The sequence below is a fragment of the Dokdonella sp. genome (genome assembly GCF_049593775.1).
Classification (GTDB): Bacteria; Pseudomonadota; Gammaproteobacteria; order Xanthomonadales; family Rhodanobacteraceae; genus Dokdonella.
This window is the reverse complement of sequence record NZ_JBAWHJ010000328.1, coordinates 1-12,647: the sequence shown is the minus strand read 5'-3', so window position 1 is coordinate 12,647 and position 12,647 is coordinate 1. Positions and strand designations below refer to the sequence as shown.

Annotated in this window: 9 protein-coding genes; 5 read left to right on the top strand and 4 right to left on the bottom strand. The window is 61.1% G+C overall.

Features of this window, described 5'->3' with window-relative positions; translation table 11 throughout:
• The coding region (locus WBP53_RS11485; RefSeq protein ID WP_423929029.1) for an endonuclease/exonuclease/phosphatase family protein at nt 1–460 on the top strand (460 nt) is incomplete at its 5' end.
• A 3-nt stretch (nt 461–463) separates the two neighbouring features.
• On the opposite strand, the gene WBP53_RS11480 is transcribed toward WBP53_RS11485, so the two are convergent.
• The 4 genes from WBP53_RS11480 to WBP53_RS11465 form a co-directional block, all read right to left on the bottom strand.
• On the bottom strand, nt 464–2,308 hold the full coding sequence (locus tag WBP53_RS11480; RefSeq protein ID WP_423929027.1) for a sensor domain-containing diguanylate cyclase: 1,845 nt from the start codon (nt 2,306–2,308) through the stop codon (nt 464–466).
• A gap of 64 nt (nt 2,309–2,372) precedes the next feature.
• Entirely contained in the window at nt 2,373–2,960 is a 588-nt protein-coding gene (locus tag WBP53_RS11475; protein WP_423929025.1) for a DUF1415 domain-containing protein, read from the bottom strand.
• Entirely contained in the window at nt 2,957–3,673 is a 717-nt protein-coding gene (locus tag WBP53_RS11470; RefSeq protein ID WP_423929023.1) for a pseudouridine synthase, read from the bottom strand. Before WBP53_RS11470 ends, WBP53_RS11475 begins: the two co-directional genes overlap by 4 nt.
• On the bottom strand, nt 3,670–4,734 hold the full coding sequence (locus WBP53_RS11465) for a class I SAM-dependent methyltransferase (RefSeq protein ID WP_423929021.1): 1,065 nt from the start codon (nt 4,732–4,734) through the stop codon (nt 3,670–3,672). Before WBP53_RS11465 ends, WBP53_RS11470 begins: the two co-directional genes overlap by 4 nt.
• Nucleotides 4,735–4,999: 265 nt before the next feature.
• On the opposite strand from WBP53_RS11465, the gene WBP53_RS11460 reads away from it, so the two are divergent.
• The 4 genes from WBP53_RS11460 to WBP53_RS11445 all read left to right on the top strand — a co-directional run bounded on the left by WBP53_RS11460 (nt 5,000) and on the right by WBP53_RS11445 (nt 11,873).
• Nucleotides 5,000–7,033 (top strand): transglycosylase SLT domain-containing protein, encoded by a 2,034-nt coding sequence (locus WBP53_RS11460; protein ID WP_423929019.1) that lies wholly within the window; start codon nt 5,000–5,002, stop codon nt 7,031–7,033.
• A 129-nt stretch (nt 7,034–7,162) separates the two neighbouring features.
• Nucleotides 7,163–9,343, top strand: a complete 2,181-nt coding sequence (locus tag WBP53_RS11455) for a hypothetical protein (protein ID WP_423929017.1) — start codon at nt 7,163–7,165, stop codon at nt 9,341–9,343.
• Between the two features lie 316 nt (nt 9,344–9,659).
• Entirely contained in the window at nt 9,660–10,610 is a 951-nt protein-coding gene (locus tag WBP53_RS11450) for a complex I NDUFA9 subunit family protein (RefSeq protein ID WP_423929015.1), read from the top strand.
• Between the two features lie 21 nt (nt 10,611–10,631).
• A complete protein-coding gene (locus WBP53_RS11445) occupies nt 10,632–11,873 on the top strand; it encodes a multifunctional CCA addition/repair protein (RefSeq protein ID WP_423929013.1) in 1,242 nt (413 codons plus the stop codon).
• Nucleotides 11,874–12,647 lie beyond the last annotated feature (774 nt).

The window sequence follows — 12,647 nt, the reverse complement described above, 5'->3', positions numbered from 1 at the left end:
ATACAAACCCGTGGAAGTACTCGACTTCCCCTTGCCCGGGCGAATTCGAGGCCGCGGGGTACTTTTCGCGCGCTATGGCCATGGCAAGGATTCCCTGGTGATCCTGGTGGCGCACCTGTCGCTCGGGCCGCAAGCGCGCGCACATCAACTGGGCTATATCACCGAACTGCTCGAGGGCCACCCGAACACCTTGCTGCTTGGCGATCTGAATACGCCAATCGAAAGCCCGGAGCTGCGCAACCTGTTCGCACGCACATCGCTGCAGCCGCCGGAAAATCCGCCAGCCACGTTCCCGAGCTGGGCACCGAATCGCGCCATTGACCATATCCTTGCCTCGTCGTCGCTCAAGGTCGACGAGTTGAGGACCCTGCCCCAGCTGGTTTCCGATCACCTGCCGATCGCCGCCACGATCCACCTCCCGGAAACCCTGCGTCTTGGGGCACCTTTGCCGGAAGCCTGACTCTCAGGCGACCACGACGCGATTGCGCCCGTCATTCTTGGCCTGGTACATGGCTGCATCCGCGCGCTGCAGCAAGTCCATTGCGGAATCATTCTCGCCCGCCATGCTGACGACGCCACCGATGCTGATCGTCAGATGCAGGCGTTCGCCCTGACTGAGCAGTGGTGATTCGGCAAGCTTGATCCGGATGGATTCGGCCAGGCCTCGCGTGGCCGTCTTGTCGAATCCGGGCAGGATAACCACGAATTCTTCGCCGCCGTAGCGGACAACGCTGCCATCCGCTCCGACCAGCTTTTCGATGAGGTCGGCGACCATGCGCAGGCAGTCATCGCCGACCAGATGGCCGGCTTCGTCATTGACCCGCTTGAAGTGGTCAATGTCAGCAACCAGGACCGCGAGCGATCGTGAACGGGTGCGGCACTCCGCAACCATGCTCTCGAATGCGCCATCAAGGTAGCGCCTGTTGTAGACGCCAGTCAGCCCATCGCGAAGGCTGGATTCGCGCAGCCGATCATTGGCGATCGCCAGCTCCGAAAGCGTGGTCGAGAGCTCGCGCGTACGCTCACCCACGCGATGTTCAAGCTCGTCCCTGGCCGATTGCACGATGCGCACGTTCTCTTCGCGCAGCACGACGAAGCGGTACGCCAGCGCAAACGACAGCAGGATCATCTCGAGTGCAGAACCGAGCTGGATGCCGTATTCGGTCATCCAGACCTGCGGCAACAGGCCGAAGGAAACCATCGCATAGGCCGTAGCCCCGACCAGCAGCATGCTCCACGCGAACAGGAATATGCGTGCCGCGACGTCGCCGCGACGAACCAGCACCACCGAGATGACCAGAATGGCCGCAGTTCCAGGAAACACGGCAGCCGTACCCACCCAGACGGCAATCCGGTAGTCGACGAACATCGACAGGACCAGCATGACGGCGTAGAAAGCGACGAACCCCAGGAGTACGCGATTGCCTGCAGGCAGGCGTGTACGCAGATCGAGGAAGCAGCGCACGAACTGGTGCATGCACAACATCGCCAGCGACAGCGACATGGGAATGGCTACGTTGGCCAGCCAGGGGGATTGCGGCCAGAGAAATTCGAAGGCCAGTCCGTTCAGGCAGAACAGGACCAGGCCCGTGCCGGTGACGTGCAGAACATAGAAGAAGTAGTTCCAGTCACGCAACGTGAAGAACAGGATCAGGTTGTAGAAAAGAAGGGCGAGCAGGATGCCGTAGTAGATCCCGACACTGAACTGCGAATCACGGGCGAGCTCGAAGAACGCCCTTTGCGTGTACAGCGTCAATGGCACCTGCATGGAGCTCTTGCTGCGGACACGCACGAGCAGGTCGGCCTGCTCGAAGTCGGCAAGCGCTACATTGAAATTCGGCTCCCGGTAGCTGTAGGCGCGATCGCTGAACGGACGAAAGTCGCCCGAGGCCGCGTGCGAGATCGAACCATCCGCTCGGCGCACGTAGACATCGATTTCATCGAGCAGTACATAGCCAAGCACGAGCACGCGTCGATGCGCGAGCGGGTTTTCGTTGATCAGCCGAACATGGAACCAGTAACTTCCGTCGACAAAGCCGAAGGTGGCATTGCCGTGCGGCAAAGGCTTGAAGTCATTGCTGGAAATTCGCCGGAATACATCTTCGGCGCTCGCGCTGGAATCCGAATCAACCAGGTATTCCGTCCCCGGTGCCAGCGCGACAATCTCTTGCGCAGGCTTGAGCACGACCGGCTGCACGGCGGCTTCAGCAGCACTCGCCAGCAGCAACCAGATCCCGAGGATGGCTAGCAGACAGGCGCCATAGCCAGCCTGCGGCCGATTCCAGATCCGGGATGCTGGCCTTTTCACGCCTCCCCCTTCAGGAAAGTGGATGCCGCCAGCGGCAAAACGCCGCCGTCTGCTGCAGCCGATGTTACGCGCCCTCGCCGGGATCACGCCACAAGTCAGCCCAGCCTTCGACTCCCAGCGTGCGCAACGTGACCATGTTGCGCCTGTAGATCTCATCGCTGTCAGTCATCGAGTCGACCGCGCGCTCGATACTCGCTTCGCGCAAAAGGTGAAGCATGGGCAACGGCGAGCGGTTGCTGAAATTCTCGATATCGTCCGCGGCAGCATCTGCGAACTGGTAATCCGGATGGAAACTGGCCACCTGGATCTCGCCTTCCAGGCCCAGCACTTTGATCGCCGCATCGGCCTCGTCGAGGAAGTCGTTGAATTCGAGAAAATCGGCCAGCACATGCGGAATGATCAGCAGGCTGGTTTCGCAATCGACCGGATCGGCTGCGCGCAGGCTCTGCAACTCACCACATAGCTCATCGAGAAGGGTGCCCGTGTCCCGTGCTTCACTGACCCGGTAGCGAACGCGTTGCGCGATGAAGGGCGCACGCGCGAACGGACACAGATTGAGGCCAATTACGGCGCGCTCGATCCAATGCCGGGTGCGCGCGATGATCTCGCCATCACCCTCGGCCTGGATGTGAGTGGCGGTCGCTGGATTCACGTCGGCTCCACCGCGGTGTCGAATATGCGTTGTGTCTCGTCCGGCTTGAGGATGTGCCATTCGCCTTCCTGCAGCGCACCGAGAGTCAGGCCACCTACCGCCACGCGCTGCAATCGCACTACGTGGTTGCCGACAGCAGCAAACATCCGTCGCGCCTGATGGTAGCGCCCTTCGTGCAAGGTCAGACGCACCCGGCGCGGTGCCAGTAACTGGAGCTCGGCCGGCAACAGCGGTGTCTGCTCGGATTCGAGCATGAGTGTGCCGCTGGCGAAACTCGCGATCTCATCCCCGCGCAGCTCTTCGGCCAACTCGGCCTCGTAGACCTTGGCGACCTGTGATCGGGGTGAAATGATCCGATGCAGCAATCCGCCATCGTCCGTCAACAGCAGCAGGCCCGTGGTTTCACGATCAAGCCGGCCCACCGTGGACAAGTTGGGATTGCGCAAGGCAAACCTCTCGGGAAAAAGGTCGTATACCAGTCGACCGCTGTCCTTGGTCGAGCAGGTCACCCCCGCAGGCTTGTTGAGCATCAGACACAATCCCTGGGGCGGGTCGAGCGGCTCACCGTCAACACGGATGTGGGCATGCTCGCGCTTGTCATCCGCGTACAGCACATCACCCTGCGCATCGGTGACACGACCTTCGCGAAACATCATCGCGATTTCCCGGCGGCTGCCATAGCCGAGGTTGGCAATCATTCTGACCAGCCTCATGCGCGCACTCCGCTGGCCTCGAAAACCTTGAATCCACTCTTGAGCACACGTGTCTCCACATTGGCGAAGCGAGATCGCAGTGACGCTTCGTAGGGCAAATGCCGGTTCGCCACGATCCATAGGCGGCCGGACGGGTTCAGCGCATTGGCGGCAACCGCAATGAACGCCTGCCCGAGTTCGGGCTGATCAGCGCGCCCCTGATGAAACGGAGGATTGCTGACGATGACATCGTACCGGCGTGGCAAACCCTGCGTTACATCATGCCAGTGGACATCGATATCGACATCGCTGCGGCGTTCAAGCCGAACAGCTTCCATATTGCGGCGCGCCGGTTCAATAGCCCGCGCCTCAGCTTCATAAAGATCGATCGCGGTGACCCCGGCACAATTGCGAAGGACTTCTCCGGCCAGATATCCATAGCCAGATCCGAGGTCGGCGACGCGACCGGACAAAGTGTGCGGCAACTGCGAAACCAGCAGTGCAGACGCCGGATCGATCCGGTTCCAGGCAAACAGGCCGGGCCTGCTCAGGTAGCGTCCGTCGGCGACGACTCTCGGTGCATCCAGCGCCAGCCATTCCTCAAGCAGCCTTGTATCGATGTCGTTTTCGGCAGGGGTACTCCAGAACACCCGACAGTGATGTTTGGAGATGACCTGCGCGGACCCGACCAGCTTCCTGAAGTCGGCTTCGCCGGATCGAGCGCCTTCGCTGTTCGCCATGGAGGCGACCACGGTTCCTCCCGGGAGACAGTGCTGTAGTGCCCGGGCGAACAAGGCCCTGGCCTCGTCGCGTTGCCGTGGCGGCAACACCAGCACCAACGGGAATTTCTCGTCCGTTGCCGGGTCGCGCACCTGAAGTCCGGAGCGTTCCAGTGCGGTTGCGAAGGGCTTGAATCCCTGCTGACAGACCCACTCCTTGCGCGAATGTCCGTACCACCAATGACCATCGCGGGCACGCAGGAAAAGCACGCGGCCATCAGCCGGCCAATCGATCAGGTTCCCGCCCAGCACATGGTGCAAGGCGTCCAGCGCGGCTACCGAAGTTGCAGCGGACAGGGCCATGGCATTCAAGTTTGCAACCATTCCTTGCAGCGAAGTTCAGCAATTCTAGCTGTTGCACCTGCCGGCACGCCCCGAATCACCCGACGAATCGAAATCCGGCCCTGGTCATGCTGTCGCAGGTTCGCACAGGGGTGCCATTCCCGATACTGGCTTCGTCCGGCCAACCGCCTGCCTGACCGCGCCCGTCTGAACGGACCTGAACGAGAGGCCCACCATTCCGCCTTGTCCCTTGGGGCGCCTTCCACCGCCGCGATACACTGGCCGGATGAGAAATCGAAAATTCGCAGCACTGCTCCTTCGCACAGCCACACTCTGCCTGCTTCCCATCGGCGCCAGCAGCCTGACCGCAGCCGCGGCTGACAAGAGCGAGCAACGCCAGCACTACCGGAACGCCATGAACGCCATCGAGCGGGGGCCGGCCGATGCCTGGAAACCGTACGTGGTCGATCTGGGTGACTATCCGCTGCTGCCCTATGTCGAACTGGCCCTGCTCGAACGCGGCAAGGGCAAGCCCTCCACGGCCCAGGTTCAAGCATTTGCCAAGCGCTGGCCGGATACCCTGGTCGCCAGGACGTTGTCTGAAACGACGCTGCGCGAACTGGCGAAACAGGGCGACTGGGCGACCTTCCGTTCGCTGTGGGTGGAGAGTCAGGCCCTAGACCTTCGCTGCGCCAACCAGCGTGCCCGCATCGCAGCCGGAGAGAAGCCGACATACGCAACAGACATCGAGTCGTTGTGGATGCAGCCACGACCGACACCGTCGCTTTGCGAGCCGCTGTTCACCTGGGCACGCCAGAACGGCGAGCTCAGTGATGCCGAAATCTGGAAGCGCATCGAGGCGGCAGCAGAAGCCGCCAACCCCGGCACGGTTTCCATCATCGCCAACTTGCTCAGCGGCAGTGACAAGACGGCGGCCAACCGCATCGCCTCGAGCGTGCGCGATCCTGCCGGCGTGCTTGCCAATGCGGCCAGCTGGCCCGACACCGATCAGAACAGGGATGCGATTTCGCTGGGGATGTATCGATTCGCACGCAAGAACAGCGCTGCCGCTGAAGCGCGCTGGGACCAGCTCCAGGGCAAGTTCGCGTGGTCTCCCCAACAGAAGAACCGAGTCGACAATGCAATCGCCATCTATCGCGCAACCAACTACGGCGATGATGCGCTGTCGAGGCTGAAGGCCTTGCCGGATGATGCGCAGGACGACACATCACGCGAATGGCGTGTACGTGTTGCTCTGGCGAACCAGGACTGGAGCGAGACGCTGGCCGCACTCGACGCGATGAGCGAGGAGCAGTTGGCAGACTCTCGCTGGCGCTACCTGCGCGCGCGCATGCTCAGCAAGCTTGATCGGGAAGCCGAGGCCGCGCCCGAATTCGCGGCAGTTGCAAAGGAAGCCAATTTCCATGGTTTCCTCGCCGCCGACTGGATCAGCGCGCCGTATTCGATCTGTCCATCCACGATCAATGCAACCAGGAACGCCGAAGAGGCCATCGCCGCACAGCCGGACCTGGCCCGCGCACTCGAATTCCAGGCCATGGGTGACCTCACCCAGGCGCGACGGGAATGGAAATTCGCGCTGACCAAGCTCGATCCGCAGGAGAAGCTGCTGGCGGCGGATCTCGCCTATCGCAATGACTGGTACGACAGCCCGATTTTCCTGCTTTCGTCTTCCAATGACACCCTGACCTACTACGAACAGCGCTTCCCGCTGGCGCAAAAACCACGGGTTGCCCGCGTCGCACGCGAAGCCGGCGTCGATCCTGCCTGGTCCTACGCAATCATCCGTGCCGAAAGCGCCTGGATGAGCGACGCACGCTCACATGCCGATGCCTACGGGCTCATGCAACTGCTCCCAGGCGTCGCCAAGAAAGTGGCGAACTCGGCCAAGCTTCCCTACTCCAAGCCCAGCGACCTGTTCGAACCCGGCCTCAACATCCAGCTCGGCACCCTGTTCCTCGCCCAGATGGCACGCCAGTACCAGGGCAGCCCATGGCTGGCCAGCGCCGCCTACAACGCCGGCGGATCCCCGGTCGGACGCTGGCTCGCCGCCCGCCCCGACCTCGAACCTGATTTTTTCATCGAGACCATCCCGTACAAGGAAACCCGCGAATACGTGGCGCGCGTGCTCGCGTTCAGCGTCCTCTACGACTGGCGCCTGAACGGAAAAGTGATCCCGGTCGCCACCCGCCTGCCCAAGATCGGCCAGCCCTACAAGGCGCCAAAGGACGATGCACAGCGCAAGACGGTGGTGTGTTCCGCTCCTGCCGAGCCCGGGTCCGGATCGCAAGGCGACCCGTGATAGCACTGCCCAGTTGAAAACCAGCGATGCAGGTTCGCGCACGTACGTGGGTCACGAACAAATTCTGTAGTTCTCTATATAATTACCCAGTGGCGCCTTGGCCACCGGACTTTTGTGGAGATCAACGGAATGAATTCGAATTGCACCGGATGCAGCCCGGTCGTGCTGCGAGATCGGCGCGACACCGCCAGATTGCTGGTATCTGTATTGGCGTGTTTCCTTGCCTTTAGCGGCATCGCCACAGAATCAGGGGCAGCTAACCTGAGCAAGGTCAGCGCCATCGTGCCCGGCTACTTCAGCAGCAACCGCACCAACGACATGCCGACTGCGGATTTTGATGGCGACGGCCTACCGGACATCGTCGTGCCAGGCAGCCTCGACTACAGCAGTGTCATCCAGATTGTCGGTGTGCAGGCGGGCCTGGGCTGGAAGATCAAGCAAGTCATCATTCCGGATATTGGTGACCAGTACTACGAAGCCCCGAATCTGGCGACATGGACCGACGCGGCCGGTGCGCATCTGCTATATGCACAGAGCAATTCAATCAGCATATATGGCGGCTGGCCGCTGACGCTTGAGCGCGAGATCCGACTCGAAAACTACGTCGATTTCAACGATGCCCAGGTTGCCGATGTCAACAACGACGGCATTTTTGAACTGATTGCAACGAGCACCTATTCAGGCGCGGCACTCAAGGCCTATTCCCTGAACAACGGTGCCGAGCTTTGGACGGTCGCCACGCCGTCCAACTACTATGCAAAATTGAACATCGCGCAGCTTGACGCCGACCCTGCGTACGAAATAGTGCTTACTGGTGCACCGGGCAAGGTCATCGATGGTGCAACACACGCCCTTGAATGGGAGTACAAAGATGGCTTTGGAGAGCAGGTCCAGCATGGCCGGTTTGGCGGCTCGTATCCTCGATTTGCAGCATTTGGCTATAACCTCGTCATGTTTCAGGGGCAGCTCTGGTCCCCGCTGTGGGACATGATCGATATCGACGCGCGCTCGACGACGGTCGCCGACATTGACGGTGATCAGATCGATGAATTGATCACGGCCACCTACTATTTTCCGTCCGGGGTCCAGATTATTGATGTGCAGACGCAATCAGTCCGCACATCCTTTGGCGATAGCTCGATATTGCAGCTCGCCGCAGCCGATTTCGACGGGGATCCAGCCATCGAGATCGCTGTTGGCAGAGCGCCGGGCTACGAACGGGGCGACCCCTTCCGCGTTTTCAATGCCAGCAGCGGCGTAGACGAATTTGCAATTCCGGAGGAGGTGCCCGGCCCCTACATGGCCGGCGGCTTCATCGCCGATGCGGGCACGCTCGACCTGATCTTCGGATCCGCCAGTGCAATTGTCCGTGACGGCACCATCATGCGCGTCGATTCGAACACGGGCGCCGTGCGTTGGCGGTCCAGTGCCACCGACCCCAACTTCCGCATGTACTCCGTCAGGAACCTGCAAGTCACGCAACTTGAAGGCCAGGCCCAGCCGGCGATCATCGCTGCCGGCGGTGGCTACTATTCCGACCAGAACAAGATTGTCGCGCTGAGTTCAGTCGATGGCAGCGCGTTGTGGGGTATCGGCAGCACCAATAGCGATCTCCCTGACTATGTCTTGATCGAAGCAATGGCCACGATCGACCTCAACGGCAATCAGCAAACCGATGCCGTGCTGACCTGCACTTCCGAATCGAGATTGCGCTTGTTTGATACGACCAACCATTCCCAGATCTGGTCTTCTGTCGCGATGTCTGGAAATTGCGTCGGCGCCTTGCAGATGCCCAGCAATGGCAACCAGCTACTGGTCGCCGTGATGAACGGCAGCGTACGTGCGTATGACGCACAAAGCCATCTGCTGAGCTGGAGCTTGCCGTATCCGAATGGAATTGCCGGGGCCACCTACCTGCCCAACGGTGCGAACGGGCCGGAACTGGCATTGTTCAACAACTACTCGATATCGTTTTTCGATGCGGAAACGAGGAACCTGCTGCGCGAACTGAATCTCCAGAACAATTATCCAGTCCGCGCCATCGCGCAATCACCGGGTGCTTCGATCCACGATCTGGCGGTCACCATCAATGGCAAGCTGTATTCCTTCGACGGAGTAAGCGGAGCAATGGGCGCAGCTTCGGAGCCACTCGGCCTGAACGCGGGCCAATACAATCAACTGGCCGTCTACGCAAATCCGGATGGCTCGGCGCTTGTTGCCGCAGGCAGTGATGTCGCCGTGTCCACCTACCGACTGGACGGGCTCTCAGACGAAATCTTTGCCAACGGCTTCGAATCCGTCGCGCCCTGAGCGCGCGCCGAATTCATCAGCGCAGGCGAAAGGCCAGTCTTTCGTCGACAGCGATTCGCCGAGCGGCGTCGTTCCAGGATTCGACGAGGTCCCGCATGTCCCTTTCGAACCTGGTGGAATACCAGTGCAATCTGCCCTCGCATAGCGGGTAGAAGCCGGGCACGCTGTAGTGCTTCTTCGATCTGCTGAGAAATTGCACTGCTGCCAGCGTCAATCAGGGTAGGCTGCAGACTTGGACGATGCAAATCCATCCTACGTTCCTTCCGCGATCCGCCTGGAAGAGATCAACCGGCAGCAGTGTTCAGGAGAGTTGCAGATGAAGCCACGAAAGATCGTCATCCTCGGAGGAACCGGCTTTGTCGGCAGCCACATGGTTCCCCGCCTGCATGCAGATGGACACCAGATCACCGTGCTGTCTCGCAATCGTGAACTCAATCGTGAGCTTGGCGTCTTGCCGCGCGTACGTGTCGAGAACGCGGACGTGCACGACCTGGCAAACCTGACCCGGAAACTCGCGGGCGCCGATGCCGTGATCAACCTGGTGGGTATCCTCAACGAACGAGGTTCGGATGGAAGCGGCTTCCACAAGGCCCACGTCAAGCTGACCGATACGGTGATCGCGGCTTGCAAGGCAGCGGGCGTCAGTCGGCTTTTGCAGATGAGCGCGCTACGTGCCGGTGAGGGTGCAAGCCACTACCTGCGCACCCGATTCGATGCGGAGTCCCGCGTGCGTGACTCGCGCCTGGACTGGACTCTTTTCAGGCCGTCGGTAATCTTCGGCCGCGGCGATGGCCTGTTTTTCCGATTCGCATCCCTGATACGCGTTGCACCCGTGTTGCCGCTGGCACGAGCCGATGCGAAATTTGCGCCGGTCTACGTAGGTGATGTCGCCGAAGCATTCGCACGTTCGCTGGCGCACCCACATTCGGTTGGGCACAGCTATGAGCTGTTCGGCCCGCGCGTGATCAGCCTTCGTGAAATCGTACGCTGGACCGCCGAGCTGACCGGCAGGCACTGCCGGGTCATCGGCTTGCCTGACTCGCTTGGCTATGTGCAGGCACGTATCGGCGAATGGCTGCCCGGCAAACCAATCTCGCGCGACAACTTCCGCTCGCTGCTGATCGACTCGGTCGGTGAAAGGGATGGCCTCGGCGAACTGGGCATCGTATCGACACCGATGGAGATGATTGTGCCGGCAATGCTCGGCACAAATGTGCACGAACAACGCATGGATCACTTTCGCGAGCAACGCCGCACGCAGCAATAGTTGCTCTGGCACAATTGCACGATGAAGATCTATCAGGTCGGCGGCGCTGTCCGCGACAGATTGCTGGGCAAGCCATCACACGACATTGATTTTGTCGTCGTTGGCGCCACGCCCGATGCCATGCTGCGCGAAGGATTTCGTCCTGTCGGCAAGGACTTCCCGGTATTCCTGCATCCGCAGTCCAACGAGGAATACGCGCTGGCCCGGACCGAGCGCAAGACTGCGCCCGGCTATCACGGCTTCAGCTTCAACGCCGACCCTTCGGTAACGCTGGAGGAGGATCTCGAACGCCGTGACTTGACCATCAATGCGATGGCCGAGGGCGACGATGGCACTCTTGTCGATCCCTATGGTGGCAAGCGTGATCTCGACGCCCGCGTATTGCGTCATGTGTCAGCAGCATTTGCGGAAGATCCCGTGCGCGTACTGCGCGTTGCCCGCTTCCACGCCCGCTTCGCCTCGCTCGGTTTCACGATCGCTGACGAAACCATGAGTCTGATGCGCGAGATGGTGGCCGCGGGCGAGGTTGATCATCTGGTCCCTGAACGTGTCTGGTCGGAGACGCGCAAGGCCCTCGGCGAGCTGACACCTTCCGCGTTCCTGCGCGCGTTGCGCGGTTGTGGTGCCCTGGAGGTGCTGTTCCCGGAAGTCGATGCGCTGTACGGCGTTCCGCAACGGGCCGAGTACCACCCGGAAATCGATACCGGCGTGCACAACGAGATGGTGGTCGACTTGGCCGCCAGGCTGGCTCCTGGCGATGACCTGATCGGCTTCTGCGCGATGACGCATGATCTCGGCAAGGCGCTTACACCGGCGCATGAATTGCCGAAGCACATCATGCATGAGGAGCGTGGCGTTTCGCCGGTACGAGCACTGGCCGAACGCTTGCGCGTGCCCAGCGAGCATGCCGAGCTGGCGGTGTTGTGTTGCCGACTGCATCTGCTCGCCCATCGCGCGTTTGAATTGCGACCGGAGACGTTGCTCGGCGTGTTCGAGAAACTCGATGCTTTTCGCAAGCCGCTACGGGTCGAACAGTTCATCACGGTCTGTGAAGCAGACAAGCGCGGGCGTCTTGGGCTCTCTGAATCCGACTACCCGCAAGGGGACTACTTGCACGCAGCGTTCGCCGCTTTTTGCGAGGTGAAGGCCACACAATTCGTTGCCGCGGGTTTGCAGGGTCCGGCGATTGCCGAGGCCATGCGGGAGGAGCGTGTTCGGGTTGTTGGGCGGGTGAAGGGTGAGTGGGCTCAGGCTGGGGATTGATTGGGTTTTTGGTTGGGTGGCATTCCTGCTGCGAATACTGCTTTTTTGACACCGCTTCGCGATGAGGAATTCTCGAGGCCCCGATTTGAAGATGGCCCGATGCAGTTGTCGTGCAGCCCCACGACTCCGCCCCTTGTTGATGCATACGCCGCTTCGCGGCGCGGCATCCCTGCCTTTTTTCACTCGCCTCCGGGCGAGCGAGTCACTTTCTCTTGCGTGGCCAAGAGAAAAGTAACCACTGCGCTGCAGGAGCAGCGCGAACGGCGAAGCCGGCCCGTAGGGCGAAGGGCAGGAGCCCGGAGTCAAGAGAAGGCCACCCCGACGCAGCGGTCTCCGGGCTCCTGCCCTCCGACTTCGCGGCGCGGCTCCGGAGGTTCACTGACAGCACATCCGTGTGCTGGCAGCGAACTGGCTCGCATCCATGCGAGCCACCCTTCGGGCTTTGCCTACGCCCCACCGCCGCTACATAGGGGCCCCGGTTACTGTGCTTCCTGCACAGCAAAGACGAAGCACAAGCAGCTCCCAGCTATGTCGGGGTTTGCACTTGATCTTCCTTCTCCCGTTCAGCGGGCGAAGGTCCCGCAGGGGGATGAGGGGCTTTGGCTCTGGCGCGCAGGACGCGCGCTAAAAGGGTCCCGTCGCACGTGGCGAGGCTGCGTAGGAAAAGTCCGAAGGATGGCCCACAGGAAGTGGGCCAGTTTGCTGCCAGCACACGGAAGTGCTGTCAGCAAACCCCGGAGCGGACTCGCGCACCTGAAGCACAGGGACTGTGCG